Consider the following 26,100-nt stretch of genomic DNA (forward strand, 5'->3'; position numbering starts at 1 on the left):
CACTCAGCTCGACAAGCTGAACGAGACCGCGCTGACCCGCTTCCGGCGCACGTCGATGGCGTTCGTCTTCCAGTCCTACAACCTTCTCGACGCGCTCACCGCGTTCGACAACGTCGCGCTTCCCGCCCGCCTGGCCGGACGCCGTGTCGACCCGGCCGCCGTGCAGACCGCCCTGGCTCACGTCGGCCTTGCCGAACACGCCACGCGCCGGCCATCGGAGCTGTCCGGCGGCCAGCAACAGCGGGTCGCGATCGCCCGGGCGCTGCACGGTCGGCCCGACGTCCTGTTCGCCGATGAACCCACCGGCGCCCTGGACCGCGGCACCGGACGCGACGTGCTGGAACTCCTGCGCTCGCTGGCCGACGGCGGCCAGAGCGTCGTCATGGTGACCCACGATCCACTGGCTGCCTCGTACGCGGACGCGGTGTTGTTCCTCGCCGACGGGCAGATCGTCGGTCGCCTTACGCACGCCGACGCTGGTCAGATCGCCGCGACGATGACCGACTTGGAGCGATGATGCTGACTTTGAGCCGGCAGACCGTGCGCAGCTCATGGCGCGGCTACCTGGGCGCCTTCGTCGCGCTGCTGTTCGGCGTCGTCCTGATCGCCGTCACCGTGACGCTCCTCGGGAGCGTCGACGCCACCGGCGGCCGGCCCGGCGTCACCGCCGACCAGCGCGCCCAACTCGACGACCTGGCCGCGATGTTCGGGCTGATGTCGGCGGTCTCGGCGTTCATGGCGCTGTTCGTGGTCAGCAGCACGTTCGGCTTCGTCGTGGCCGGCCGCCGGCGCGAGCTCGGCCTGCTGCGCCTGGTCGGCGCGACGCCAGGGCAGGTGCGCCGGCTTCTGCTGGGCGAGTCCCTCGTCGTCGCGGCCGCGGCCACCACGCTTGGCGGTCTGCTCGGCACGGCGCTGGCCCCCGCCGTTCTCTGGCTGGTGGAGGCCATCGGGATCACCACGCTCGACCTTCGGGCGCCGCGCCCGTGGATCGCCTGGGCGATCGCCGTGCCCACCGGTGCCGTGATCGCGCTCCTCGGGGTCTGGCGATCCTCGCGCCGCGCCGCCCGGATCGCCCCGAGCGCCGCCCTGCGGGAGGCCACGATCGAACGAACCCGGCCGAGCATTCTCCAGCTCGCCGTCGCGACGCTGTGCTTCGGCGGCCTGGTGGTCGCCGTCGCCGCCGACATGCCGCCGCTGTTCGCCCTGGTCGCCTCCATCCTGCTGCCCGAGGTGGTCGTGATTGGCCTGATGAGCATCGGCCACGCCGTCATCCCGCGGCTCGCCGCCCTGCTCGCCCGCCCGTTCGTCGCCCGAGACGTCACGGCCCGGATGGCCCGCGACGAGGTGCGTGCGGCCGCCCGCACCACCGCCGCGGTCGCCGCCCCGGTCGTGGCCATCTCCGCCATCGCCGGGTCGCTGCTGCTGTCCCTCAGCTTCACCGCCGACTGGACGAACGCGCAGGACCGGGCCCGGCTGCGCGCACCGCTCGTCGTCGAGGCGGACAGTCCGGCCGCAGCGGCGGCGGTCGCGTCCGACAAGGCCGTCGCGATCGCCGACGTACGCCGGCAGGCCATGCTCCAGCGTGACGAGGAGGGCCGTCCCGGCGTGCGCAATCAGGTCGAGATCCTCGACCCCGTCACCGCCTCCGCCGCCCGGGGCCTGACCGCCACCCGCGGCACCCTCGACGACTTCCAGGGACGCGTGGTGGCGGTCACCGCCACAGAGGCCAGCGACGCCGGCATCGGCCTGGGCGGCACTCTCCCGGTCTGGATCGCCGGCGAGCGGGTCCCGTTGCGGCTCGTCGCCGTCATCCCCGACGCACCCGATCTGTACGGCGATCTCGTCATCCCGGCCGGCCTGCTCCCGCCCGCAAGCGAACGTGCCACTGGGACGGTCTTCGTCCTACCGCGCGCCGACGCCGCCGCGGCGCGCGTCTCCCTCCAGCGCACCCTCGCCGGCACCAACAGCCGGATCCTCGGCTCCAGCGACTGGATCGACGCCACCACGGCCCAGACCCGCCAGGCCAACAACCTCAGCCTCACCATCCTGCTCGGACCGGCCGGCCTCTACGCCGCCATCGCGATCGTCAACGCCACCCTCATCGGCGGATCCCAGCGGCGCCGGCAACGCGACCTGGTCCAGTTCCTCGGCGCGACCCCCGACCAGGTCCGGCGAGCAGCCATCTGGCAGGCCGCCCTTGTCTGCGGCACCGGCCTGCTCCTGGGCGGTGCCACCACCGTGCTGCTCGGCTGGCTCGTACGCCGCGCCATCACCGCCGACCTGGTCGGCATCGCCGTGCCCATCACCATCCCATGGCTCCCGCTGCTCGGCATCGGCGTCACCTGCCTGCTGCTCACCGTGGCCGCAGCAGCGGCCGGTATCCGTACGCGCAAGGCTCCACATCTAGCCGGGAACGCGCCATGAGCGATGCGCGAGCGACGGGTCTGACGGCGTTCCTGCTGATCTCGTTCGGTGTTGCCTGGGTTGGGACGCGCTGGCCCCACTGCTCCTCGACTGGCCGCTCGTGAACCCGCCTGGGCGCGTGTCCGACGCTCCGCTGTCGCTCCACGCCGGCCACGCAACACGCCCGGCGGCTGGCGTGGAAGCGAGATGCCCAAGAGGCCGCCGCAGAACGGCAGGCCATCGCCGAGTGAGGTGGTGAGCCGGCAGCCGGCCGGGCCGCGGGGCCACGAGCCCGCGCGGCGAAGGGGAAGGCACGGCGGCTGGCAGACGAGCGCCAGCGTCGAGCTGACCACAGGTGAAGACGGGGGCCTTGTCAACGAAGAACCACGGCTTCCCGTCAGCATCGACCAGGCGGACACGTATCCAGCCTGGGAAGTCGTGGCTGACCCAGGCCACCACCTCGCATCGGACAAAGCATTCTTCGTGAGACATGGGCCGATCCTGCCCGCATTCGCCTGAGGGGCCAACCGGCGATGAGGAACGTCAGGTCAGGGAGATTCAGGCTGTCGACAGCAATGCTGACAGCAACCGGGCCGGACAGCGGCACGCTGACAAGCACGGGCAGGAACGAAGCTCCGAGCGTGCAGCCGTTCCCAGACACGCGCGAACGCAGGCGCACAGAGCTTACGAGCGAGGGGTCATTGCGGTACAGATACAACAGGCAAGCGTGCCCGGCGCAATGGGGCTGCGTCATCATTGCGGGTCAGCCAGCATGACGGGGTGCCTGACCTTGTGTGGGACGACGTCAAGAACTTCTTCGACCCGGACCTGATGGGTGCGTTGCCGCACGTGCGTGTCGAAGACGCGTCGGTGGAGGACTGGCAGGCAGTCTTCGACCTGGTCCAGACGCAGGGGTGGACGTGGGAGTATTCCGTGGGTAACGCCGTTGTATCACTTCCTCCGGCAACCGACGTGTTGGTACGACCTGCTGACGCTGAGCTGCCGATCTTGCGGGTGTGGCCGGTCCCCGGAGTCCTGGTGAACTTCTGGCCATACTCGGCGGTCGAGATCGACTTCGACATCGACCTGCGGGAGCTGCAAGGTCAGCAGCGGCTGGACATGCTGTGCGGGTTCTTTGCAGCAATTGGGCGCAAGCTGGGCAAGCCGGTCTTGATGGCTCCTGAGAGCGACTACCAGCATCCGGTGCTCGGCTTTGATGTCGAGGCCGACCGTGTCGTGCTGCTGGCCGACCCACATTCGCCCGGTGAGGCAGAATGCCGCCCGTTGGCGGGTGACTAACTGGGTGACGATCGCTGCGGATAATGGAGGACGCCTGCGGACGCTGACGAATCGTTGCGGCATCACTGCCTTGGTGTGACGGCAGGTCACGGCTCGTTGTTGGTTGCCTGGGGGTCAAGGAGTCGGGCGTCGGCCCTCACCTCCTACACGTAGTCACGCCAGAAGCCCACAGTCACCCTGGGCCTTCGGAACTCCTGCTCGATGTAATCGGCGAGGTCGTGGCCATACACGATGGTGTCGGTCAGTCGGTGGATGGAGAGCACTGGATGCCCGAAGGAGCCCCGACCAGCCGGCAGGTAGCGGTGGGCGTACACGGGGATCATGCGCGGAACGCCGGTGAGAAGTCGCTTCGTCTTGGCCATTCGCTTGACGAGGTCGTGAGGGCGCTTGCCCCACCCGGGTGGCCACTCCCCGTGCTGGATGTCGTCGAGCACGGTTGCGTGCGGCCAGTCAACCTGCTCTTGCAGGTCGGTGGAGTTGAGCTGGCGCCAGTTGGGCCAACCCCAACTTGCCTTGTCGGGGTGGTCGTCGTGGCCACGTGTCCAGATTGGCAGCCCGGCTGCGAGGAAGGCGCGGTGGTCGTCGGCGAACTCGAAGCCGAACCGTTGTTCGACGCTGACGAACTCGGCGACGGTGAGCCCCGGTTGGATGTCCACCAGATCCAACTGGGCTAATCGTCGAGCGGCCTCGACACCCAAGGCGACACCGGCACTATTCGTCACCTGAGGAGCGTAGCGACCTGGCTGCGTGCGGGTGACGGAGGCGCAGGAGCAGCAGAGAGGCAGCGAACGCGACGGTAACCGATGACACCTGACGTCGATAGAGCCCGAACGCTCGTCAAGGTTCCGCAGCTGACGGCGGTGTTGGCGGTGTGCGCAGGGCTCGTGATGCTTCCAGCCGCGGCCCTCTGGTTTGCAGGATTCTTTGTGCCGTACGCGGATGGGTTGATGCCTCGCGCAATGAGCAGCCGGCAGGCGATGGTGGGCATGCTGTGGCGGGACGCGGTGGGACCGCTGAAGCAGTCGGTTAGGCGCCGGCAACTCTGACAGCAACAGGTCAAGGCGAAGCGGGCAGGGCCCGCGTCACCTCACGGGGCGGTCAGCTCTGATGCTGTTGACAGCAACGGCGACAGCAACCCGCCGGACCAAGACGGCCACCGACGGCGGAGGGCGGATCGTCGCCCGAGGTCCCGCACGCGGACGGACCTCGCCAGACGAAGCGCCCAGAACTTACAAACGAGGGATCTTCGTCCGTGAGACGGGGGTTGCCTACGGTTTCCAGGCCGTGACGACCGCGAACACGGCCGTTCCGAGGTTCGATGGCATGCCGGGCGATGAGCCGCCCGGTCCCGCGGCCGTGGCTCGGCGCCCTGACCGGTGTCTCATGGTTTTGCCAGCCACGCCCGTGTGGAACCCGCTGTACGGTTCGCCTCCAACCCGAGCACTCTCCGCTGTTTCTCATCAGCGGATGCGACCGGCGGCCGGGTCGTGCCGGACGTAGCCAGTAGTTGCAGCCAGCACCGCGCCTCATCGGCGGCATGAGACCAGGCCATGACTGCGGCCGCCCACCGCGACGAGGTGGCCTGTCCGGCCAGTGGTGACGCCACGTACCGGTGCGCATCGGACACGAGTGGTGCGGCGTCGCCCCGCACGAGGGCCGGCGGCGCCTCGGGTACGACTTTCGGCCGAGGCGGCCGACGCGAAAACCGTCCTTAGGGGAGAGCCCATTCAGCCTGTGGCCGGAGGCTCCCTGGCATCGACGTCCACTAGTTTCGCTGGATGTCCATCTCAAGATCTACAGGCCGCCGCCTGGCGTGTGCAGCGCTCAGCGCTGTGCTGTGCGCAACAGCGGCGCCGGTCACCTCCGCGCCCGCCCAAGCGGCTTCGCCAACCCCGGCCGGTGGGGTGCGGACCTACACGCTGATCACGGGCGACCGGGTGACGGAGGCGGCTGACGGCGCGATCGACGTCGTGCGCGGACCTGGCCGCTCGGCCATGAGTTTCGTGACCCGGCGGTCCGCCGATGCACTTCACGTCATCCCGGTGGACGCCTTCGAGCCTATCCATGCCGGCCGGGTGGACGCCCGGCTGTTCGACATCGCGACTCTGCGCCGCTACGGCTACGACGACCGCAGCACGACGACCCTTCCTCTACTGCTCGAATCGGCGACCGGGCGGGACGTCGCCGCGCGGTCCGACGCCACGGTCACCCGGGATCTGTCTTACCTCCGACTGACCGCTTTGCGGGCCGACGGTGCGGCGCGGGCGAGCTTGTGGCGGAACGCGGTTCCGGCCGGGCGCTCTGATCGGAGGCTCTCCGGCGGCGTCGACCGGATCTGGCTGGACGGCAAGCGACGCCTGTCCGACGACGTCAGCAACGCCCAGATCGGTGTCCCGGCGGCGTGGAAGCAGGGCCTCACCGGTTCGCAGGTTCCCGTCGCCGTCCTGGACAGCGGTATCGACTCCAGCCACCCGGACCTGGCCGGGCAGATAGCCGAGACGGCGAACTTCACCGACGATCCGGATATCGACGACCACGTGGGCCACGGGACCCATGTGGCATCCATCATCGCGGGCACGGGCGCCGCGTCGGCCGGGAAGTACCGGGGCGTCGCGCCGGGCGTACGCCTGAACATCGCCAAGGTGTGCGGTTCGGCCTTCTGCATGGACTCCGCGATCATCGCCGGCATGCAGTGGGCGGCGCCCCGGTCACGAGTGATCAACATGAGCCTCGGCGGCCAAGACACACCGGAACTCGACCCGCTGGAAATGGCGGTGCGCGACCTGACCGCGCGTTACGACACCCTGTTCGTCGTCGCTGCCGGCAACGAAGGCGGAGGGTCGAACCCCGTCGGTACAGTCGGCTCGCCCGGCAGCGCCGACGAGGCCCTGACCGTCGCCGCAGTGGACTCCGCCGACCGGATCGCCCCCTTCTCCAGCCGCGGGCCGCGGGTGGGTGACGCCGCGCTCAAGCCGGACATCGCCGCGCCCGGCGTCGACATCGTCGCGGCCCGGGCGGCGCACAGCGACACCGGTGACGGCACCACAGGCAGCTACACGTCGAAGAGCGGCACGTCGATGGCGTCGCCGCACGTGGCAGCGGCGGCCGCGATCCTGACCGGCCAGCATCCGGAGTGGACGGCGGCCCGGCGCAAGGAGGCGTTGATGGCGTCGACCACCTGGCTGGCGGGGGCGACCACCATGGAGCAGGGCGCCGGCCGGGTGGACGTGGCCCGGGCGATCACCCAGGACGTGACCGTCGACGGCGGCAGCCTGAGCTTCGGCCGGCAGGCGTGGCCGCACACCGACGACGAGCCGATCGTCAAAACGGTCACCTACCGCAATGCCGGCACAAAGCCGATCACTCTCTCCCTCGCCCTCGAGCCCGCACGACCGGGCTTCACCCTGGGCGCCGAGACGCTCACAGTGCCGGCCGGTGGCGCTGCCGCGACCACCCTCCGAGTCGATACCCGAGTGCCCAGCGCGGATGGACTTCAGGATGGATACCTGCTCGCGACCGGCGCGGGTGACGTCCAGGTGCGTACGCCGTACGCCGTGGACAAGGAGGTGGAGAGCTACACGGTCAAGCTGACCTTCCGTGATCGTGATGGTTCTCCGGCCGACTTCGCGGCCGCATTCCTCACGAACAAGGACAACAATTCGCTGTTCCACGTAATCGGCGCCAAGGCTTCGGTGACGTTCCGGGTTCCGCGCGGGACGTATGGTCTCTCCGGCTTCGTCTTCGGCGGTAGAGACACCGAGACACCGGGTGACGACGAGTCGACCGTCCTCGGCCAGCCCGACTTGCTCGTCGACCGGACGATGACGCTGAAGATCGACGCCCGCAGGGCCGAACCCGTGGCGGTGACCGTACCCCCGCGCGACGCGAAGCAGCTCGGCGGCAGTATCTACCTGCGCTGGCCGGCGTGGGAAGACGGAATGTACGTGCCGTCGTTCCGGACTGCAGCGATCGGCCGGATCGGTCCGGCCAAGGCCGTCCCCGGTTTCATCACCGCGTTCTCCGGCTCGTTCGCTCGTGCCGGACGCAACAGCCCGTACCTGTACGAGCTGTACCTCATGGAGCGAGGGAGGGTGCCTAATGGGTACCGGCGCGCGGTGAAGGACGCTGACCTGGCCACCATCGACGCGACCTACGTCTCGGACGCGCCGGGAGCGGTCGGTGGCCGTGTCTGGCAGGGAACGGTGGGTGACAGCCCGAACTGGACGACTGATTCCTACCAAGCCGAATTCGACTTTCCTTTCCGGCGGACCGAACACGTCAGCGTGGACAACGACTTGGGCTGGGCCACTCACGTCTTCGCCAGTTCCGAGTCCGGATACGCCTCGATGGACGGCCCGAGGCGCACCTACCCCGCGGGTCGAGTGACCCGCGAGAACTGGCACCTGACCGCACCCTGACCATGCGGCGAGGGGAGACTCCGCGCTGCCCCGAATCGCCTCCGTGAGCACCGTCCGATAAACGGCAGGGTGATTGGTCATCGGACCGCCCGGCCCAGCAGCGGATCGTATCGTGGTCCCGGCCCGCAGTTCGTCACTGTGGTATCCGACGCGGATGCCGCTGATGAGCTGCGGGCCCTTGCTATTCGCCGACCGGTGAGCTGGTCAGAACTAGCTGTGGCGCCTTCACCTGATCTTGTCCGGTGCGAGGACGGGTAACGCACGGACCCGCTGTCGGAGTCCGACGGGGGGACCCAGCCGAGCTCCCGGCGCACGAAGGGGTCGTGCGCCGCCGTCCGCAACCCGGCCGGCACCGGCCCGGGGGTGGGGATCGGGCCGCCCCACCGGTCGTGATGATCTCCAACATCCGATCCCGGGCGGGTCACCGGGAGCCGTGTCGGGAAGCCGCCAATGACCTGCATCGATGCGACGATCGACCGTAGGTTGCGTGGGCATGAGACTCAAACTCGCCCTTGCCGTCGCGATCGCGACGCTGGCGTCCGTCATCGTCCTCCCAGCGCCCGCCCACGCCGCACCGGACAGCCTGGCCTGCGCTGCGGCGGGCAGCTACAGCCGCGTTGTCGGCGGCACGCCGACGACCTTCTGGCTGGTCGGCTCCGTCGGCACCTATCGGTACTGGCACGTCGTCGAGGCGACGTCCGACAACTACCAGCGCAGTTACGTCGTGCGGTGCAGCGGCGAAACGATCGCCACCGCCACCGATCTGGCCGTGACCGCCACCGGGGGCGATCGCTGCGGCAGCACCTCGACCAGCGTGTACCAGTACGTCGGCGCACGCACCGGCCTCGAGCCGAATCCGGGCTGGCCCGGGTTCTCCCTGGAGTACGAGTACCACTACTGGCACGTGAAGCGCTGGGTGTGGTCCGGCTTCTTCGGGTACTGGACCTACGACCACTCAGAACTCGCCCGCTGCCTCCTCTGAGGCGGGCTGAGGGCGCCGGTTGTCGGTGTCAGGAGACGGGGAGCCCGGCCAGGCCGGCGGCGAGACCGAGGGCGGCGCTGACCCCGAGCACCCGCAGGACCGACCAGCGCAGCCCGAAGACCAGCACCGCCGCGATCACGGCGATGGCGACCGGCACCGGTCGCCAACTGCCGGGGTCGGGCAGCTCCAGGTGCAGAGGCCCGGTGGTCACGAACTGCTGCCGGGCGAACAGGGTGTGGGCGGCGAAGTACAGGCCGAGGTTGGCGATCACGCCGACCACGGCGGCGGTGATGCCGGTCAGCGCGGCGGACAGCGTGTGGTTGCCGCGCAGGCGTTCGACGTAGGGCGCGCCGAGCAGGACGAACAGGAAGCACGGCACGAAGGTCACCCAGGTCGTCAGCAGCGAGCCCACCACCCCGGCGACCCACGGGTCCAGGCTGCCGGGATTGTGGTACGCGCCGAGGAAGGCGACGAACTGCACGACCATGATCAGCGGACCGGGCGTGGTCTCGGCCAGGGCGAGACCACGCACCATGTCTCCGGCGGTCAGCCACCCGTAGTCCTCCACCGCCCGCTGCGCGACGAAGGCGAGCACCGCGTACGCGCCCCCGAAGGTCACCACCGCGGTCCCGGAGAAGAACAGTCCCTGCTGGGTGTAGACGCTGCCGACGCCCGTCAGCGCTGCCACGGCAGCCACCGGCACCAACCAGGCCAGCAGACCGACGGTCAGCACCGTCGCCGCACGTCGGCCGGTCGGTCGATCATGGTGCAGGGCGTCATCCGGGATGAGTGGGGCGGGGCCGTCCTTCTTCCCGTCAGCACCGTGACCGGCGGAGGCCAGGTAGGCCGGCCGCCATCGGTGGACCAGCCAGCCGGCCACGGCGGCCAGGGCGACGACGACCGGGAACGGCACCCCGAAGACCGCCAGGGCGACGAACGCGGCCACGGCGAAGCCCACCAGGACCCGGTTGGCCAGAGCACGGGTACCGACCCGCCACACCGCCTGGGCCACGATCGCCACCACCGCCGGCGCCAGCCCGGCGAACAACGCCGTCACGATCCCGGTGTCGCCGAAGCCGACGTACAACGCCGACAGGGCCAGCAAAGCGACCAGGCCGGGCAGCACGAACAGCGTGCCCGCGATCAGGCCGCCGCGCATCCCGTTGAGCAGCCACCCCACGTAGATGGCGAGCTGCTGCGCCTCCGGTCCCGGCAACAACATGCAGTAGTTCAGGGCGTGCAGGAACCGGCGCTGCCCGATCCACCGGCGCTCATCGACCAGGTGCCGCTGCATCACCGCGATCTGCCCCGCCGGACCACCGAAGGTCTGCAACGAGATCGAGAACCAGGCACGGACGGCCCGCCGCAGGGGAACCACATCACGCCCCGGCACCGATTCCGTCGACGCGCCGGCATCGGCGTCCCTCACCTCGGCCATCCCGGCAGTATTCCGCAATGTCTACCTGGTTGATAGGGAAGACCAGCGGACGGGACGGAAACACCTTGCGCCACCCCGGGGCCGTTGGCTTAGGCTGCGGCCATGACCAGCTCGCACGCGTACCCGATGACGTCCTCCGACGTCCTGTTCGGCGCGCTGCGACGCCGGCGGTCCCGCGACCGCCTGCGCTGAGCATTCCCTCTGCGACCGGCGGATCGAGCCGCCGGTCACCGCCGTACGTCCTCGGTCCGCCCGCATCCTCACCCGAGTGATCCGCGCGAAGGATCCGAGCGAGATCGGCGTACCCATGGACCTTGAAAAACTGCTGACCGACCGGCTGGCGCCGGCGTTCGCGACGGTGGCCGGCGTACCGGTGGATCCGGTCGTGCGGCGCTCGGCGCGCGCGGACTTCCAGTCCGACGCGGCGCTGGGTCTGGCCCGGCGGCTCGGCCGGCCGCCGCGGGCGATCGCCGCCGAGGTGCTGGATCGCGCGGACCTGGCGGACCTGTGCGGCGTGGCGGAGGTCTCCGGGCCGGGCTTTCTCAACCTGACCGTCGCCGACCGGGCCCTGGGTGCCCTGGTCACCACGCTGGCCAGCGATGCGCGGCTCGGGGTGCCGGTGGTCGCCGAACCGGAGACGGTGGTGGTCGACTACTCGGCGCCGAACGTGGCCAAGGAGATGCACGTCGGGCACCTGCGGTCGACGGTGATCGGCGACGCGGCGGCCCGGCTGCTCCACTGGCGGGGGCACCGGGTCCTGCGGGCCAACCACCTGGGTGACTGGGGCACGCCGTTCGGCATGCTGATCGAGCACCTGGTCGACCTCGGTGAGGCCGAGGCGACGCGCGAGCTGTCCATGGGTGACCTGGACTCGTTCTACAAGGCGGCCCGGGTGAAGTTCGACGCCGACCCGGCGTTCTGCGAGCGGGCCCGGCTGCGGGTGGTGGCGTTGCAGGGCGGCGATGAGGCGACGCTGCGGCTGTGGCGGCTGCTGGTGGAGCAGTCCGAGCGCTACTTCCTGACCGTGTACGACCTGCTCGACGTGACCCTCACCGACCGGGACTTCCACGGCGAGAGTAGCTACAACGACCTGCTCGACCCGGTGGTCGAGGACCTGGACCGGCTCGGGCTGCTACGGGAGAGCGAGGGCGCGGCCTGCGTGTTCCCGCCCGGCTCCGTCGGGCGGGACGGCGAGCCGCTGCCGTTGATCGTGCGCAAGTCCGACGGCGGGTACGGCTACCCGGCGACCGACCTGGCGGCGGTCCGGCACCGCACGGGCACGCTGGGCGCGACCCGGCTGCTCTACGTGGTCGGGTTGCCTCAACGGCGGCACTTCGAGATGGTGTACGCCGCCGCCGCGCAGGCCGGCTGGCTGGCCCCGCCGGCCCGGGCCGAGCACGTCGGGTTCGGCTCGATCCTCGGACCGGACGGGCGGATGCTGCGCAGCCGGGCCGGCGGATCGGTGAAGCTGGTCGGGCTGCTGGAGGAGGCGATCGCCCGGGCCACCGCGCTGACCCGGGAACGGAACCCGGAGCTGGACGAGGCGGAGGCGGCCGAGGTGGGCCGGGCGGTCGGCATCGGCGCGGTCAAGTACGCCGACCTGTCCAGCGACCGGCACAAGGACTACGTGCTCGACTGGGAACGGATGCTGTCACTGGACGGCAACACCGCGCCCTACCTCCAGTACGCGTACTCCCGGATCAGGTCCATCTTCCGGCGGGCCGGGGTGGCAGCACGGCCCGAAGCGGGCATCTCGCTGGCCGAGCCGGCCGAGCGGGCACTCGCGATCGAACTGGTCGGGTTCGGCCGGGTGGTCACCGACGTGACGGACAGCCTGGAGTTCCACCACCTGGCCGGATACCTGTACCGGTTGGCCGCCGCGTTCAGCACCTTCTACGAACGGTGCCCAGTGCTGCGGGCCGACGAACCGGTCCGGGAGAGCCGGCTGGTGCTCTGCGACCTGACCGCCCGGGTGCTCGGGCAGGGCCTGTACCTGCTCGGCATCCGGACCCCCGAACAGATGTGATCAGGATCGGGGGCGTCCCCCGCGGCGGTGACCGATCGGGTACGGTCCGTTCGGAGTCGGTCGTGAGTGGACGTCACACATCGCTGCTGTCCGAACAGGACAGCAGGTGCGGGGACGTCGCCGACCGGTCGGAGAGGAGCCCTCGTGACGGCCAGCGCAGACGAGTTCCGCCAGTCGATGGACGACGCTCTCCGTACCCTGCGCGAGTTACGGGCCACTCGTCCCGCCGCGGAAAGCGTCGAGACCCGCGGCGAGGCCAGTGCGGCGGACGGCCTGATCACCGTGGTGGCCGCTCCGGGTGCTCGGATCGAGTCGATCACCGTGGCACCCGCGGCACTGCGCATGGGCAGTGGCTACCTTGCCGAGCAGGTGACGCTCGCCGTCAACGCCGCCCTCGACGACCTACGGGCCCGAACGGTCACCGACGCACCGCACGTTCCGGATCCGGCCGTGCTGCTCGAGCGCCTCGAAGGCGTGCAGCAGCAGTCGGTACGCCAGATGCAGTCGTTCCTGAGCACACTCACCGCCGCTCACGCCCGGAACGCCCGCCGAGCGGACTGACGGATGTCGTTGGAGATCGATCCTGACCACGTCCGTGCGGTCGGCACCCGGCTCATCGGCCTGGGTGATCGGCTGGCGACCGCACTCGAAACGCTCGACGCCCGCCTCAAGGGCTTCGGCGAGCCGTGGGGCGGCGACATGCTCGGCACCCTCGTCGCTGCCTCCTTTCCGGTCGTCTCCGGCTACCTCGTGCAGTGTTGCGCCGCCATGGCCGACGAGTACCAGAGCAGCGGCGAGGACCTGATGGCCCTGGCGGACGACATGACGGCCGTCGAGGAGGAGCTGGCCGGCCGGTTCCAGGCACTGGCCGGAAAGTTGGACTGACCGTGGGCATGACGATCCCGGGTGAACTCGCGTCGCTGCTCGCCATGATTGGGTACGCCTGGCCCGAGGGCGATGAGGAGAAGCTCTTCGAGCTCGGGCAGGTCTGGATGGACTTCGCCACCACCGTCGAGGAGGTGGGCCGGGAGGCCGACGCGCTGGCCGCGGAGGTTACCGGCGGCAACCGGGGCGACGTGGTGGCGGCCTTCGACGCGTACTGGTCCGGCGACGACGGGCCGGGCGGCGTGCTGGCCGGCAACACCACCGCCACGACCGTGCTGGGTGCCGGCTACGTGGTGGTCGCCGCGGTCGTTTTGGCGCTGAAAGTGCAGATCATCGTCCAGTTGGTCATCCTGGCCGTCCAGATCGCCCAGGCGATCGCCACCGCGGTGCCCACCTTCGGGGCCTCCCTGCTGGAGATCCCGATCTTCAAGATGATCACCGGTCTGATCGTCGACCAGCTCATCGACATGGCCCTCCAGGCGATCCTCGGTGGGTAAGCGCAGCCGCAACCGACACCTCCGGGACGCGGCCGTACCGCCCCAGGTGGAGTCGGCGCTGGTCAAGCCGGTCGCACAGCTCGCCAAAACCCCCCGCGTACGGCGCGAGTACCACGTCGGCGACGAGCAACGACCCAAGCACCGGGACACCGACCGCAACCTCGCCATGGGCAGCGCGAGCCGCGCCCCCGCTAACGGCCAGACCGCGCTGGACCGCTCGGTGCAAATCAAGGAGACCAACGAACGTCGCCGGATCGGCGTCGATCACCAGAGCGGCGAGATCGTTATCCTCGACCGGCACCGCCGCATCGAGCCCCGCACTCCCGGCGAGGATGTCGTCGAGATCTACCACGGCCACGTCCGCCACTGGGACGACCACAGTGCGGACGGCCTGAACGACGACATGCGCAACGCCCTCAAACGGGGTGGGCTGGTAGACAGGAAGGGCAGGCCCACCGCGCCGCCGAAGGACGAGGGATGAGCACACAGCGCAGCTACTACGAACCCGCCCCGGCGACCCACGACAGCGCCACGGCCGCGCTGGCCGCGGGCGACATCGACAGCCTCACCGACTCGATGGTCGGGCTGGCCCTGCACGATGCGGACTGGCGCTGGTGCCAGGACTTCTATCTGCGTCTGCTGGATCATCCGGAGGAGGACGTCCGCGCGACCGCCGCGATCTGCCTCGGTCACCTGGCCCGCATCCACCGCCGGCTCGACACCGACCGGGTCATCCCCGCCCTGCGCGCCAAGCTGCGCGACCCGTCCGTCGGCGGCACCGTGGAGGACGCCATCGCCGACATCACGCAGTTCCTCGGTCTCCCGCCCGGAGCCGTGCGCGCGTAGGCGACCCGTACAGCGTCATGGCCACCGTCGCCCGTTGGTACGCCGCGAGCACCTCCGGTCCAGGACTGCGGAAGTCCGCCACCTCGTCGATGATGTGCCGCAGCAGATCCCGGACCAGGGCGGTGCCGTCGACGGTGGTCACGCCGACACCCTGGCCAGCTCGTCCACGCAGGCCACGGCCTCTGTCGTGGCCGCCGGGGTGGCGGGCAGCAGCGGCGGGCGGACCGTCGGCGTCGGGATGCGTCCCTGGGCGTACAGCACGGCCTTGATCACGGAGGGATTGGGTTCGGCGAAGAGCGCGGCGGAGAGGACGGCGAGCCGGTGGCCGAGCGGCCGGGCCCGCTCGACGTTCCCGGCCCGCCAGGCCTCGACCAGCGCGGCGTAGTCGGCGGTGGCCACGTGCGCGGACGCGAGGATGCCGCCGTGCGCGCCGAGCGCGAGCAGCGCCGAGACGTACGCGTCCTCGCCGCCGAGCACCGCGCAGCCCGGCGGTACGTCGGCGAGGAAGGCGACGGTGTCCGCGTCGATACCGCCGACGGCGTACTTGATCCCGACCACCCCGGTCGTCTCCGCCAGCCGGCGCAGGGTTCTGGCGGAGAGCGGCTGCCCGGTGCGGTACGGGACGTGGTAGGCGACCAGCGGCACCGGGGACGCCTCGGCCAACCGGGCGAAGTGCGCGAGTACCGCTTCCTCGCCCGGCCGCAGGAACGGCGGCACCAGGCAGAGCGCCGCCGTGACCTCGGCCCGTTCGGCGAGCGCCCGCAGGTCTTCGGTGGTGTGCGCGCCGACCAGGAGCCCCGCCCGGTGCTCCCGGCAGACCGCGGCGACCACGTCGACCACGGTCCGCCGCTCGGCGGCGTCGAGCGCGTGCGGCTCGGCGGTGGTGCCCAGGGCGACCAGGCCGGCGGCACCGGCCTCCAGCACCTCGTGGGCGAGGGCAGCCAGCGCCTGGACGGCGACGGCGCCGGCCTCGTCGAACGGCGTGATCAGCGGTACGTACAACCCGGTCGGTGTCATGCCTCCAGCCTGCGACCGAAGACCATGAAGAACCAGTTCAGGTTCCTCAACAGATACGTAAGCTGAGCTGATGCTCGACGTCCGCCGCCTGCGCCTGTTGCGGGACCTGGCTCGGCTCGGCACCATCGCGGCCGTCGCCGAGGCGCACACCTACACCGCGTCCGCGGTCTCCCAGCAGCTCGCGGCGCTGCAACGGGAGGCCGGCGTCGCTCTCCTCGAACGCGCCGGCCGCCGGGTCACCCTCACGCCCACCGGAGAGGCGCTGGTCCGGCACACCGAGGTGGTCCTCGCCGCGCTGGAGGCGGCGGACGCCACCCTCGCCGCCGCTCGCGGCGGGCTCGCCGGCACGGTACGCATCGGCGCGTACCCCAGCGCGGTGCGTACCGCGCTGTTGCCCGCCCTGGTCGCGCTGGCCCGCGACCACCCCGGGCTCGACCTGATGGTCACCGAACTGGACCCGGTCGCGGTGCCCGACGCGCTGCGCGACCGCCGCCTCGACGTGGCCCTCGTGCACGACTACGACATCGTGCCGGTCGAACCGGACCCGGCGCTGGACGTGACATCGTTGCTGGACGAGACGGTGTTCCTCGCCCTGCCCGCCACGACGGACCACGACCCGGACGGCGACCCGCTGCGGTCGGTGCGCGACGCAGACTGGATCGTGGGGAGCCAGGGAACGCTCTGCCACTCGCTCGCCCTGCACGCCTGCGAGCTGGCCGGCTTCCGCCCGACCGTGCGCCACCACGCGGACGACTTCGCCGCCATGCTCGCCCTGGTGGCTGCCGGTCAGGGCGTCGGGCTGGTACCCCAGCTCGCCGTCGGGCAACCACCCGCCGGGGTGCGCCTCGTACCCCTCACCATCCGCCGGCGTACCCGCATCGCCCACCGGCGGGGCGCGGGCGGCCACCCGGCCGTGGCCGCCTGTGTCGCGGCGCTGCGGGCCGCCGGCCGCGAACACGCCTGACCACCGGCTCGGGCGGTCGTCGCAGCACTCGGCCCGCCCACGTCGTGGGCGGGCCGAGTGCTGCCGTTCGATCAGATCTGCTGCTGACCGCCGTCCACGAAGATCTCGCTGCCGGTCATGTAGCTGCTCTGGTCGGAGGCGAGGAAGAGCGCGGCGTTGGCGATCTCCTCCGGAGCGGCCATGCGGCGCATGGGGACGCTCGAGGCGATCGCGTCCATCAGCCCGGTGGCCTCCTCGGGGCTGGCCGCCAGGCCCACGATCCCCGGGGTCTCGGTCGGGCCGGGGATCAGGGTGTTGACCCGGATCTTCCGGTCGACCAGCTCGGCGGCCCAGGTGCGGCCGAACGAGCGGATCGCGGCCTTCGAGGCGGCGTAGACGCTGAAGGCGGGGGTGCCGTTGACCGCGGCCGTCGAGCCGGTCAGGACGACCGAGGCGCCCTCGTTGAGCAGGGGCAGGGCCTTCTGCACGGTGAACAGGGTGCCGCGGACGTTGCTGTCGAAGGTGGTCGCGTAGTGCTCGACCGTGATCGAGCCCAGCGGGAGGAACTCCCCGCCACCGGCGTTGGCGAACACGACGTCCAGCCCCGCGCCCCGGTCCTCGATCGCCCGCATCACGCGGTCCAGGTCGTCGAGATTGCCCACGTCGCTGGCGATGCCGGTGGCGTTGGCCCCGATGCTCGCCACGGCCTCGTCCAGCGGGCCCTTGCGCCGGCCGGTGACGAAGACGTACGCGCCTTCGGCGGCGAAGCGGCGGGCGGCGGCCAGGCCGATGCCGGTGGTGCCCCCGGTGACGAGGGCGGTTTTGCCGTCAAGCTGTCCCACGATGGGTCTCCTTCTCGTGTTTCCATTTGGGCTGTCCGGCCGGCCGGTGCGCCGGCCGGTGGTCAGTGGGTTGCGGGGGCGAGACTCGGCAGGAGAGTCGCCAGGTCCCGCCACTGCGGCAGGGGCAGCGCCGGCTGATCCGGCTCCTCGGGCCGCAGCACGTGGAGGGCGACGTGGTCCGCGCCCGCGTCCAGGTGCTCGCGGATGCGGTCGCCCACCGCGTCGAGGTCGCCCCAGGCGACGAGTGCGTCGATCAGTCGGTCACTGCCGCCGGGGACCAGGTCGTCCTCGGTGAACCCGAGGCGTGCCAGGTTGGCCCGGTACGCCGGGAAGCCGATGAACATGCCGATCCCGGCCCGAGCGGCGGTGCGGGCCCGGTCCGGGTCCCGTTCGAGGACGACGGCCAGGTGCGGAGCGACCAGCGGTTGCGCCCCGACGCGTTCCCGCTGGGCCGCGGTGTAGTCCGGGGTCACGAGGAACGGGTGCCACCCGGCCGTCCGGTCGGCTGCCAGGTCCGCCATCCTCGGCCCGAGCGCGCCCAGGATGCGGCGTCCGGCGGGAACCGGCCGGGGCGCGGCGTCGAGGGCGTCCAGCCAGCGGCCCATCGACTCCACCGGCCGGCCGTAGTCCTGTCCCGCCCGGGCGGCCGAGTGGGCGTTGCTGACCCCGAAGCCGAGGATCGTCCGCTTTCCGTGGACGGCGTCCCACGCGGCCAGCCGGTCCCCCAGGGCCACCGGGTCCTGGCCCCAGATCGCCAGGACACCGAGCGCGACCGTGGCGCGCGGCGCGGCCTCCAGCAGGTGGCCGACGTCGTCGACCGCCCCACCGCCGTCGAGGCCGGGTATCCACAGCGCGCGGAAGCCCCGTTCGTCGAGTTCGGTCGCCGCGTCCCGGACGGCCGGGCGGGCCGCGCCCCGCAGTTCCATGCTCCAGACGCCGACCGCAGGCAGCGAGGTGTCCAGCCGTGTTGCCACACCAACCTCCAGAATTTGTGTACCGAGCGGTACTCATATGAAGGTAGCAACCAACGACCCGGCCGCCAAATTTCTGTACCGTTCGGTTGCGACCTGGGTAACATGGGTGCCGGGAGGTGGTTGGCCGTGCCGCAACGAGGACGACCGCGGGGTTTCGACGCCGAGGCGGCACTGGAGCGCGCCGTGGAGGTGTTCTGGCGGCAGGGGTACGAGGGGACGTCACTGAGCGACCTCACCGCCGCCATGGGCATCAACAGACCGAGCCTCTACGCCGCCTACGGCGGCAAGGAGGAGCTGTTCCGCAAGGTCGTCGCCCGCTACGCCGACCAGGACATGCTGTACGCGCGCAACGCGCTCGCCCGACCCACGGCGTACGAGGTCGTCGCCGCCCTGTTGCGGGACAACGTGCTCGCCGTGACCCGGTCCGACCGCCCGGCCGGCTGCCTCTCGATCCAGGGCGGCACCGCCTGCTCCACCGAGAACACCACCGTCGCCGGGTTCCTCGCCGCCAGCCGACTGGCCGGCGAACAGGCCCTCGCCGACCGGCTCGCCCGCGCCGTCGCCGAAGGCGACCTACCCGCCGACGCCGACCCGGCCGCGCTCGCCCGTTTCGTCATGATCGTCACCGAGGGTCACGCGGTGCACGCCGCCGCCGGGGTCAGCCAGGCCGACCTGTTGCAGGCGGCCGAGATCGCGCTCGCCGGCTTCGCCGCCGCATCCGGGGCGCGGCCGGCCGAGCACGCCACCGACGCGGCGTGAAACAGGTCGTGGCGGTGCTGCTCGCACGTTCGCCGCTGCGGACCGGTCCGGCCGACCACCGTCGGTACGCGTCGGCAACGCCGACTCGGGTTCGCTGAAGTCGGGGTGTCCATTGCGCATGGACACCCCGACTCAATGACCTCGTGTCGATCGTGGCCGATCGACGAGACCGCTCGGCGATCGATCAGGGGATGTAGTCGAGCTTGAAGTTGTGGCCCTGCGCGTCGTGGCCGCCGCCGACCGCACAGCGGCCCTTCTCCGGCAGACCGTTGTAGAACATCACCCGGCACGTGCGGCAGGACCGCCACTTTCCTGGAACCCACAGACTCCGCCGCTTTTCCTGGACGTTCGGCCAAAGGACGGCGAGGGCGGGCGCGGTCAGTCGAGCAGGAGCAGCACCGCCACCATGGCGAGCAGGACCACTGCCACGCTGACGACGAGCAGCGTCGCTGCCCGGCGGGTGCGGGCCCGCGCGTACGGGACGTGGAGGACCCCGTCGGTGAACCGCTTGTAACCGGCCACCTCACCTGCCGGGGACCACGGGTTGGTCTCCCGCACCTCCGGGGTCGGGGGCCGGTTCGAGACGTCCTCCGTCTCGTACGTCGGCTCGATCCGGGGCGGTAGCTTCCGAAACCGGTCGTCCATGTCGTGCAGTGTCGCAGGCGAGGGCCAGGGCGAGGGATCCACCGGAAACGACGGGGCTCCGACCGCGCGTGGCGGTCGGAGCCCCGTCGTTGGTGGTGTCAGGCCGCGTCGACCGCGGTGACGGAGAAGGTGCCGGTGTTGTCCGACGGGTCAGCGTCGACGGCCGGGTCCCAGTTGACCTGCACCTCGATGCTCGCCTCACCCAGGTCGCCGAGCGGGGTCCCGGCCTCGCCCCTGAAGATCAGGTCGAAGCTGCGCTCCTCACCCTCCATGAACTGGCCGCCGGGCACGCAGAAGTGCGCGCAGCCGTCGGACGGGTCGGTGTACGACTCCCCGACCCCCGCCGGCAGGCCCTGCGTTACGACGTTGAGCGCCCAGTGCGGCGCGTCGCTGTCGTAGCGCACGGTCAGCGGAAGCCGCCCGAGGAAGCCACCGTCCGGCTGGCGGACCAGGGTCAGGTCACCGACCGAGGTGAGGCTCGCCTCCGGCCGGGTGTCCCGGACGTACGGCTGTGGGTCGCGCAGCGAGCCGGTCGACGACCGGAAGCGGGTGGAGAACGCCTCGTTGGTGACGGTCTTCCCGCCGACCGTGACGGCCAGGCGACCGTTCGCGGCCTTCATGGCGTACGGCTGGACGGTGGTGAGGACCTCGAAGTCGATGGTGAAGGCGCGCCGCTCACCGGGCTGGAGCTCGCCGCCCGGTACGTCGCACTCGACCCGGATCCGACCGTCCGGCAGGGCCTCGCCGCCGCTGTAGCAGGAGGTGCCCCACTCCAGGTTCACGTAGGAACCCGGGACGGGTTCGGTGATGACGTACCGGGCGCGGCCCGGCTCCGAGCCCTGGTAGGTCAGCTCGACCTGGAGGGACCCCCGGTAGCCGCGCGCGGTCGGCTCGAACACGAGCCGGTCGGCGACGGTGGCGGTGGACGCCGTCGAGGCGGATGCGGCCTGGGCGGCCGGCGCGGCGAACACCGACACCGCGGCCAAACTCAGCACCCCGGCCAGCACAGTGGACAGTCTGAATCGCATGGAACTCCCCGACTTCCCCGTTACCGCGGACGTTCCGCGGCGACGCCCACGAAGCCGGCGCGCTGCACGGCCGTGAGCGGTCCTCATCATCGCAGTCCGGCCGGTCGCCCCGCTGTCCCGCCGCCGGCCGGAGGCGGCGACCACCGCCCGGCACCTCGTGTCGTTGATCCGGTTGAAACCGTCGCCCAGCAGGCACGACGGTGGGGGCACCGACACGTCGAGGAGGGACGCCGATGACCCGTCAGCGCGAGACCGTGGAGGTCGACCCGGTCCTGTTCCGCGCCGTGTACGACTCACCCGCCTCCCTGCCCGGCCGGCACCGCTGGACGACCCCCGAGTCGGACGTACGCCGGATCGAGAAGCTGCTCGGGATGCCGCTGCGCAGCATCGGCGCACCGCTGTGGGTCAGCGGCGACGAGCCGGACTGTCCGAAGTGCTCCCGGCGGATGACCTGGTACGACATCGTCTCCTCCGCGCTCTCCGGCGTGCACGACCGGATGATGATCGCGACCGTCATCCTGGGCGACCGGAAGTACGTCAACACCGAGATCCCGGACGCGATCGCCGGTGTCAACTGTGCCGACTGCCGCACGCCGATCGAGGGCCTGCGCAGCTTCAAGTGCCACAACTGGGCGTACGCCTTCGAGGCGCTGGAGGAGGTCCGGCAGCGGATGTCCGGCGCGTCAGTCCTCGGCGGTCAGGTCGCGAACGTGCCGCAGCCCGGGCCGTCCGTCGAGTGACACCGGCCCGACCGGGGTGAAGCCGGTGCGCCGGAGCACCGCCAGCGAGGCGGCGTTGTCCAGGGTCGCCCCGGCGGTCAGCCGGCTGAGGCCGTACGCGTCGCGGGCCAGCGCGCACGTCCGGCGTACGCCCTCGGTGGCGAGCCCGCGCCCGGCGGCGCGCTCCGCGACCCGGTAGCCCAGCTCGGCCTGCCCGGCCGCGATGTCGACCAGGTTGAACCGTCCCAGGACCGTGCCGTCGTCGTCGACCAGCAGGTGGAAGCGGCAGGTGCCGGTGGCCTGCTCGGCGAGGAGCGCGGCGTGCCGTGCGGCGAAGCCGGCGAAGTAGTCGTCGCCTCGGTCCGGCAATGACCGGGCGAACCACTCCCGGTTGTCGCTCTCGAAGCGGAGCAACGCCTCGGCGTGGTGGGCGGCGAGCGGCTGGAGGTCGGGCACGGCGCCACCCTAGCCGCGGCGGTGCCCCGTGTCCCTGGTGTTAAGAAGGGGCCCTTCCTCTACCGGAGACGTTAAGAAGGTGCCCTTCCTTTCACCTTGGGGCGGCGGCCGGGGGGTGAGGGCGGTTCGGGGCCGGGGTCGGGGACCGGCGGCATCGGTCGGGTGACCGACGCCCCGCCGGTGACCCGGAACGGCTCGCCGTGGTGCCAGACGTCGACGCCGGCCTCCGGGTCGGCGTCCGGCAGCTCGTAGCGGGCCTCCTCCGGGGTGAGCGTGACCCGCAGCCGGTGGCCGTGCCAGCGCAGGCTGAACGCGAGCCGGTGGATCTGTCGGGGCAGCCGGGGGTCGAAGGAGAGCACCGCCCGGTCGTCGCGGAGCCCGCCGAAACCCTGCACGAGGGCCAGCCACGCGCCGGCCAGGGAGGCCAGGTGCAGGCCGTCGGACGTCTTGTCGCCCAGGTCGGCGAGGTCCTGGAGGGCCGACTCGGCGAACAGGTCGTACGCGAGGTCGAGATGCCCCACCTCGGCAGCGAGCACCGCCTGCGGGGAGGCCGACAGGGAGGAGTCGCGGACGGTGCGCGCCTCGTAGTACGCGAAGTTGCGCGCCTTCTCCTCGGCGGTGAACTCGCCGGGGCAGCGTTGCATGGCGAGCACCAGATCGGCCTGCTTCACCACCTGCTTGCGGTACAGCTCCAGGTAGGGGAAGTGCAGCAGCAGCGGGTAGTCGTCCTCGTCGGTGCTCGCGAAGTCCCACTCCGGCTGGCTGGTGAAGCCGGCGGTCTGCTGGTGCACGCCGAGCTTGCGGTCGTACGGGACGACCATCGCGTCGGCGGCGGCCCGCCAGGCCGACACCTCGGCCGGGTCGACGCCGAGCCGGGCGGCCGCCTCCGGGTGCCGCCCGGCGGCGTCGGCGGCGCCGCGCAGGTTACGCCGGGCCATGAGGTTGGTGAAGACGTTGTCGTCGACGAGGGCGGCGTACTCGTCCGGGCCGGTGACCCCGTGCAGGTGGAACGTGCCGGTGTCGGACCAGTGGCCGAAGCCCTGCCAGAGCCGCGCGGTCTCCACCAGCAGTTCCAGGCCCGGCCCGGCGAGGAGGTCGTCGTCGCCGGTGACCGCCGCGTAGCGCAGGACCGCGTCGGCGATGTCGGCGTTGACGTGCAGGGCCGCGGTGCCGGCCGGCCAGTAGCCGGAGCACTCCCGGCCGCCGATGGTCCGCCACGGGAAGGTCGCACCGGGAAGCCGCAGTTCGGCCGCGCGTTCCCGGGCCTGCGGCAGGTGCGCGTGCCGCCACCGCAGGGCGGAGCGGGCCACAGCCGGCGCCACGTACGTCAGCACGGGCAGCACGTAGCCCTCGGTGTCCCACAGCACGTGGCCGTCGTAGCCGTTGCCGGTGAGGCCCTTCGCCGGGATGGTCCGGTCCCCGTCCGGTCGGCCGGCCTGGATCAGGTGGAACATCGCGAACCGGATCGCCTGCTGGAGTTCGTCGTCGCCGACGAGCAGCACGTCGGCGGTCTCCCAGGCGGCGTCGAGGACCGTACGCTGCCCGGCGAGCAGGGCGTCGAAGCCGTCCGCGCGGGCGGCGTCGGCCTCGGCGACGACCTGCCCGGCCAGGTCCTCGGGGGAGGTCCCGTCGACCGGGGCGCACTCGTACGCGGCGAACCGGGTCAGCTCCAGGCGCTCCCCCGCGCCCAGGGTCCCGGACAGCGACAGGCGCAGCCGGTCCGGTGCGCAGTCGACGCCCGGCGCGAAGCCGTCCGGGGCGTCCACCTCGTGCGCGACCGCGACGGCGACCCGCTGGCCGCTGCGGTCGGTGCGGTGGACCAGCACGCCGTCGTGCCCGGTCGAGTGGCGGTACTCGGCGGTCAGCGGGTCGGTGACCACCGACGCGGCCCGAGGGTCGTCGCGCTCGGGCACCCGCTCGTTGGCGAGCAGGTCGGCGCAGACCCGGATGTCGACCGGCCCGTCCAGCGGTTCGACGCTCCACCGGACGGCGGCCACCGGGCGCCGGGGCAGCGACACCAGCCGGGTGCTACGTACGCGTACGCCGTGACCGGCCGGGGAGACCCATTCGGTGAGTCGTTCGACCGTTCCGGCCCGCAGGTCGAGCACCCGGTCGTGGACGCGGAGGGTGCCGGTACGCACGTCCAGCGGTTCGTCGGCCACCCAGAGCCGGACCAGGGCCGCGTTGGGCGCGCTCACCACCGTGTCGCTCTCCTGCGGGAAGCCGTACCCGCTCTCGGGATAGGTCAGCTCACGCCGCTCGTGGAACCCGTTCAGGTAGGTGCCGGGCATGCCGTACGGCCGGCCCTCGTCGAGGGTGCCGCGCCAGCCCACCCACCCGTTCGAGAGCGCGAAGATCGACTCGGTCTCGGCGGTCCGGTCGAGGTCGTCGGCCGTACGCCGGACCCGCCAGCGTTCGTCGCCGTCCATACCGGGCGTGGTCGGCGGTCGGTCGGCGATGGGCTGCACGGGCGCCTCCTGCGTGTCCGGCGTACCTGGCCAGCGAAGCAGACCGGGCTGTGAGGTCGCTGAGCCGCCGGTCGTCGGGGGACGTCCGACCATCGCACGCCGCGGTGGCCCTAGGTTTTTCCAACGTTGCCGGAGCGGTAAACGCGACGCGAGCGTTTGGTGAGGTGGCTCATCCCCGCCGGGCGCGGGCGGCAGGTTTTGCGCCCCGGGTCGACGGGGAGGCGGTGGGCGCGGACCGGCCGCCGTGGAACCAGCGTTCCGCGTTGCCACCACCGTCACAGAAATCGGATATCAGCCATGACCAAGGACTTCGCACGTACCGCCGGCGGAGGGCTTCGCCTTGCCCGGTCAGTCATCGTCGGGTCGAGCCTGGTCGCCGCCGGGCTGGCACCCGTAGCGACCTCGGCCACCGAGGCCCGGGTCTCCGATCCGGTCGACCTCGCGACGGCGGCCTCCTACGCCGTCCTCGCCGACGACGCCGTCACCAACACCGGAAGCTCCGTCATCGACGGGGACGTGGGCGTACACCCGGGCACGGAGGTGTCGGGATTCCCACCGGGGGTCGTCAACGGCGAGCGCAACGTCGGTGACGCCGCGGCCGAGCGGGCGCAGGCCGACCTGACGGACGCGTACCAGGACGCCGTCGGACGGGATGCGAGGGCGACCATCGGCCCTGGACTCGGTGGACAGACGCTCACGCCCGGCGTGTACCGGGTCGCCGAGGACGCCGACCTGGACGGGACGCTCACCCTCGACGCGCAGGGCGACGCCACGGCGGTGTTCATCCTCCAGGTCGGCTCCGACCTGGACGCGGCGGAGAACAGCACCGTCCGGGTAGTGAACACGCCGGGGCCCGCCTGCAACGTCTTCTGGACCGTCGGGGACTCCGCCGACCTGAACACCAACACGTCCTTCACCGGCCGGATCATGGCCGTCCGGGACATCCGGCTCGAAACCGCCGCCCGGGTCGAGCAGGGTGGTGCCCTCAGCCGTGACGGTGCGGTCACCTTGGACACCAACGCGGTCAGTCGATCCGACTGCGCGGCGGCGACGGCACCGGCGAGCCCGACGACGCCGGCGCCGGTCACGCCCGGCACGACCCCGCCGGAGACCAGGGCGCCCGCTCCCACCCCGCCGGAGGTGACGGAGTCTCCGACGGCCCCGCCGACCGAACGGGATCGCGACAGGCGCCCGACGGCACCTCCGGGCCGGCCGGACCGCGACGAGCAGCCGGGCCGGGACGAGCGGCCGGACCGACCGGACCGCGACGAGCAGCCGGGCCGACCGGACCGCGAAGGGCCTCCCGGCCAGTCGGATCGCGACGAGCAGCCGGGCCGGCCGGATCGTGACGGGCCTCCCGGCCAGTCCGGCCGCGACGAGCAGCCGGGCCGGCCGGACCGCGGACCGGGCAACGACTGATCGTTCCGACGGGAGCGGTGTCCGACGAGGACGCCG

25 protein-coding genes are annotated in these 26,100 nt (G+C 71.5%); 15 read left to right on the forward strand and 10 right to left on the reverse strand.

The features are described 5' to 3' along the window. The 3 genes from ACTMSW_RS20730 to ACTMSW_RS20740 form a co-directional block, all read left to right on the forward strand. Positions 1 to 517, forward strand: a 517-nt coding sequence (locus ACTMSW_RS20730) for an ABC transporter ATP-binding protein (protein WP_441182296.1), incomplete at its 5' end; no start/stop codon positions are given. Beyond that, on the forward strand, positions 514 to 2,424 hold the full coding sequence (locus tag ACTMSW_RS20735; RefSeq protein ID WP_441182297.1) for an FtsX-like permease family protein: 1,911 nt from the start codon (positions 514 to 516) through the stop codon (positions 2,422 to 2,424). The genes ACTMSW_RS20730 and ACTMSW_RS20735, both read left to right, overlap by 4 nt. Positions 2,425 to 3,183: 759 nt before the next feature. After that, positions 3,184 to 3,702: a hypothetical protein gene (locus ACTMSW_RS20740; RefSeq protein ID WP_441182298.1), complete on the forward strand. Its 519-nt coding sequence runs from the start codon at positions 3,184 to 3,186 to the stop codon at positions 3,700 to 3,702. A 143-nt stretch (positions 3,703 to 3,845) separates the two neighbouring features. Here ACTMSW_RS20740 and ACTMSW_RS20745 read toward each other — a convergent pair whose 3' ends face one another. Next, positions 3,846 to 4,424 carry a hypothetical protein gene (locus ACTMSW_RS20745; protein WP_441182299.1) on the reverse strand — a complete coding sequence of 193 codons (579 nt, stop codon included), beginning with the start codon at positions 4,422 to 4,424 and terminating at the stop codon, positions 3,846 to 3,848. 1,320 nt (positions 4,425 to 5,744) lie between these two features. Here ACTMSW_RS20745 and ACTMSW_RS20750 point away from each other — a divergent pair. Together ACTMSW_RS20750 and ACTMSW_RS20755 are read left to right on the forward strand one after the other, a co-directional pair. Continuing rightward, on the forward strand, positions 5,745 to 8,120 hold the full coding sequence (locus ACTMSW_RS20750; RefSeq protein WP_441182300.1) for a S8 family serine peptidase: 2,376 nt from the start codon (positions 5,745 to 5,747) through the stop codon (positions 8,118 to 8,120). 493 nt (positions 8,121 to 8,613) lie between these two features. Further along, entirely contained in the window at positions 8,614 to 9,102 is a 489-nt protein-coding gene (locus tag ACTMSW_RS20755) for a hypothetical protein (protein ID WP_441182301.1), read from the forward strand. 28 nt (positions 9,103 to 9,130) lie between these two features. Here ACTMSW_RS20755 and chrA read toward each other — a convergent pair whose 3' ends face one another. After that, entirely contained in the window at positions 9,131 to 10,540 is a 1,410-nt protein-coding gene (gene chrA, locus ACTMSW_RS20760; RefSeq protein ID WP_441182302.1) for a chromate efflux transporter, read from the reverse strand. 307 nt (positions 10,541 to 10,847) lie between these two features. Between chrA and argS the strand changes: the two genes are divergently transcribed. The 6 genes from argS (at position 10,848) to ACTMSW_RS20790 (ending at position 14,794) form a co-directional block, all read left to right on the forward strand. Next, positions 10,848 to 12,566, forward strand: coding sequence for an arginine--tRNA ligase (gene argS / locus ACTMSW_RS20765; protein ID WP_441182558.1), 1,719 nt, complete (start codon positions 10,848 to 10,850; stop codon positions 12,564 to 12,566). 144 nt (positions 12,567 to 12,710) lie between these two features. Next, a complete protein-coding gene (locus tag ACTMSW_RS20770; RefSeq protein WP_441182303.1) occupies positions 12,711 to 13,127 on the forward strand; it encodes a YbaB/EbfC family nucleoid-associated protein in 417 nt (138 codons plus the stop codon). 3 nt (positions 13,128 to 13,130) lie between these two features. Next, complete coding sequence (locus ACTMSW_RS20775) at positions 13,131 to 13,451, forward strand: WXG100 family type VII secretion target (protein ID WP_441182304.1); 321 nt, start codon at positions 13,131 to 13,133, stop codon at positions 13,449 to 13,451. Between the two features lie 8 nt (positions 13,452 to 13,459). After that, positions 13,460 to 13,948, forward strand: coding sequence for a hypothetical protein (locus ACTMSW_RS20780; protein WP_441182559.1), 489 nt, complete (start codon positions 13,460 to 13,462; stop codon positions 13,946 to 13,948). A gap of 46 nt (positions 13,949 to 13,994) precedes the next feature. Next, a complete protein-coding gene (locus ACTMSW_RS20785; protein ID WP_441182305.1) occupies positions 13,995 to 14,429 on the forward strand; it encodes a hypothetical protein in 435 nt (144 codons plus the stop codon). Beyond that, a complete protein-coding gene (locus tag ACTMSW_RS20790) occupies positions 14,426 to 14,794 on the forward strand; it encodes a hypothetical protein (protein ID WP_441182306.1) in 369 nt (122 codons plus the stop codon). Before ACTMSW_RS20785 ends, ACTMSW_RS20790 begins: the two co-directional genes overlap by 4 nt. Here ACTMSW_RS20790 and ACTMSW_RS20795 read toward each other — a convergent pair. Then, on the reverse strand, positions 14,751 to 14,936 hold the full coding sequence (locus ACTMSW_RS20795) for a hypothetical protein (RefSeq protein ID WP_441182307.1): 186 nt from the start codon (positions 14,934 to 14,936) through the stop codon (positions 14,751 to 14,753). The genes ACTMSW_RS20790 and ACTMSW_RS20795 overlap by 44 nt on opposite strands. Further along, the gene (locus tag ACTMSW_RS20800) at positions 14,933 to 15,811 is read right to left on the reverse strand and encodes a dihydrodipicolinate synthase family protein (RefSeq protein ID WP_441182308.1); all 879 of its coding nucleotides are present in this window, start codon (positions 15,809 to 15,811) and stop codon (positions 14,933 to 14,935) included. The genes ACTMSW_RS20795 and ACTMSW_RS20800 overlap by 4 nt, the downstream gene beginning before the upstream one ends. Positions 15,812 to 15,881: 70 nt before the next feature. Between ACTMSW_RS20800 and ACTMSW_RS20805 the strand changes: the two genes are divergently transcribed. Then, on the forward strand, positions 15,882 to 16,775 hold the full coding sequence (locus ACTMSW_RS20805; RefSeq protein WP_441182309.1) for a LysR family transcriptional regulator: 894 nt from the start codon (positions 15,882 to 15,884) through the stop codon (positions 16,773 to 16,775). Between the two features lie 71 nt (positions 16,776 to 16,846). Here ACTMSW_RS20805 and ACTMSW_RS20810 read toward each other — a convergent pair whose 3' ends face one another. Both ACTMSW_RS20810 and ACTMSW_RS20815 read right to left on the reverse strand, forming a co-directional pair. Further along, positions 16,847 to 17,596: an SDR family oxidoreductase gene (locus tag ACTMSW_RS20810; RefSeq protein ID WP_441182310.1), complete on the reverse strand. Its 750-nt coding sequence runs from the start codon at positions 17,594 to 17,596 to the stop codon at positions 16,847 to 16,849. 62 nt (positions 17,597 to 17,658) lie between these two features. Beyond that, positions 17,659 to 18,570, reverse strand: a complete 912-nt coding sequence (locus tag ACTMSW_RS20815; RefSeq protein ID WP_441182311.1) for a TIGR03620 family F420-dependent LLM class oxidoreductase — start codon at positions 18,568 to 18,570, stop codon at positions 17,659 to 17,661. Positions 18,571 to 18,696: 126 nt separating this feature from the next. On the opposite strand from ACTMSW_RS20815, the gene ACTMSW_RS20820 reads away from it, so the two are divergent. Beyond that, positions 18,697 to 19,329 carry a TetR/AcrR family transcriptional regulator gene (locus tag ACTMSW_RS20820; protein ID WP_441182312.1) on the forward strand — a complete coding sequence of 211 codons (633 nt, stop codon included), beginning with the start codon at positions 18,697 to 18,699 and terminating at the stop codon, positions 19,327 to 19,329. Between the two features lie 378 nt (positions 19,330 to 19,707). Here the strand turns inward: ACTMSW_RS20820 and ACTMSW_RS20825 are convergent, their stop codons facing one another. Next, positions 19,708 to 19,974 carry a hypothetical protein gene (locus tag ACTMSW_RS20825; protein WP_441182313.1) on the reverse strand — a complete coding sequence of 89 codons (267 nt, stop codon included), beginning with the start codon at positions 19,972 to 19,974 and terminating at the stop codon, positions 19,708 to 19,710. A 98-nt stretch (positions 19,975 to 20,072) separates the two neighbouring features. Further along, positions 20,073 to 21,002, reverse strand: a complete 930-nt coding sequence (locus ACTMSW_RS20830) for a hypothetical protein (protein ID WP_441182314.1) — start codon at positions 21,000 to 21,002, stop codon at positions 20,073 to 20,075. Between the two features lie 233 nt (positions 21,003 to 21,235). On the opposite strand from ACTMSW_RS20830, the gene ACTMSW_RS20835 reads away from it, so the two are divergent. Then, entirely contained in the window at positions 21,236 to 21,742 is a 507-nt protein-coding gene (locus ACTMSW_RS20835; RefSeq protein ID WP_441182315.1) for a hypothetical protein, read from the forward strand. Here the strand turns inward: ACTMSW_RS20835 and ACTMSW_RS20840 are convergent. Then, positions 21,686 to 22,177 (reverse strand): GNAT family N-acetyltransferase, encoded by a 492-nt coding sequence (locus tag ACTMSW_RS20840; protein ID WP_441182316.1) that lies wholly within the window; start codon positions 22,175 to 22,177, stop codon positions 21,686 to 21,688. The genes ACTMSW_RS20835 and ACTMSW_RS20840 overlap by 57 nt on opposite strands. Before the next feature lie 71 nt (positions 22,178 to 22,248). Next, positions 22,249 to 24,606, reverse strand: a complete 2,358-nt coding sequence (locus ACTMSW_RS20845) for a glycoside hydrolase family 65 protein (RefSeq protein WP_441182560.1) — start codon at positions 24,604 to 24,606, stop codon at positions 22,249 to 22,251. A gap of 336 nt (positions 24,607 to 24,942) precedes the next feature. Here ACTMSW_RS20845 and ACTMSW_RS20850 point away from each other — a divergent pair, with 336 nt between their 5' ends. Beyond that, positions 24,943 to 26,064 carry an ice-binding family protein gene (locus ACTMSW_RS20850; protein WP_441182317.1) on the forward strand — a complete coding sequence of 374 codons (1,122 nt, stop codon included), beginning with the start codon at positions 24,943 to 24,945 and terminating at the stop codon, positions 26,062 to 26,064. The last annotated feature ends 36 nt before the right edge of the window (positions 26,065 to 26,100 follow it).

The sequence above is a fragment of the Micromonospora sp. BQ11 genome (assembly GCF_052068135.1).
Classification (GTDB): Bacteria; Actinomycetota; Actinomycetes; order Mycobacteriales; family Micromonosporaceae; genus Micromonospora.

Coding starts and splice junctions, on each gene's coding strand:
- ACTMSW_RS20735 (WP_441182297.1), top strand. CDS start 514: ATGATGCTGACTTTGAGCCGGCAGACCGTGCGCAGCTCATGGCGCGGC.
- ACTMSW_RS20755 (WP_441182301.1), top strand. CDS start 8,614: ATGAGACTCAAACTCGCCCTTGCCGTCGCGATCGCGACGCTGGCGTCC.
- chrA (WP_441182302.1), bottom strand. CDS start 10,540: ATGGCCGAGGTGAGGGACGCCGATGCCGGCGCGTCGACGGAATCGGTG.
- argS (WP_441182558.1), top strand. CDS start 10,848: ATGGACCTTGAAAAACTGCTGACCGACCGGCTGGCGCCGGCGTTCGCG.
- ACTMSW_RS20775 (WP_441182304.1), top strand. CDS start 13,131: ATGTCGTTGGAGATCGATCCTGACCACGTCCGTGCGGTCGGCACCCGG.
- ACTMSW_RS20780 (WP_441182559.1), top strand. CDS start 13,460: ATGACGATCCCGGGTGAACTCGCGTCGCTGCTCGCCATGATTGGGTAC.
- ACTMSW_RS20790 (WP_441182306.1), top strand. CDS start 14,426: ATGAGCACACAGCGCAGCTACTACGAACCCGCCCCGGCGACCCACGAC.
- ACTMSW_RS20800 (WP_441182308.1), bottom strand. CDS start 15,811: ATGACACCGACCGGGTTGTACGTACCGCTGATCACGCCGTTCGACGAG.
- ACTMSW_RS20805 (WP_441182309.1), top strand. CDS start 15,882: ATGCTCGACGTCCGCCGCCTGCGCCTGTTGCGGGACCTGGCTCGGCTC.
- ACTMSW_RS20825 (WP_441182313.1), bottom strand. CDS start 19,974: ATGGACGACCGGTTTCGGAAGCTACCGCCCCGGATCGAGCCGACGTAC.
- ACTMSW_RS20830 (WP_441182314.1), bottom strand. CDS start 21,002: ATGCGATTCAGACTGTCCACTGTGCTGGCCGGGGTGCTGAGTTTGGCC.
- ACTMSW_RS20835 (WP_441182315.1), top strand. CDS start 21,236: ATGACCCGTCAGCGCGAGACCGTGGAGGTCGACCCGGTCCTGTTCCGC.
- ACTMSW_RS20845 (WP_441182560.1), bottom strand. CDS start 24,606: ATGGACGGCGACGAACGCTGGCGGGTCCGGCGTACGGCCGACGACCTC.
- ACTMSW_RS20850 (WP_441182317.1), top strand. CDS start 24,943: ATGACCAAGGACTTCGCACGTACCGCCGGCGGAGGGCTTCGCCTTGCC.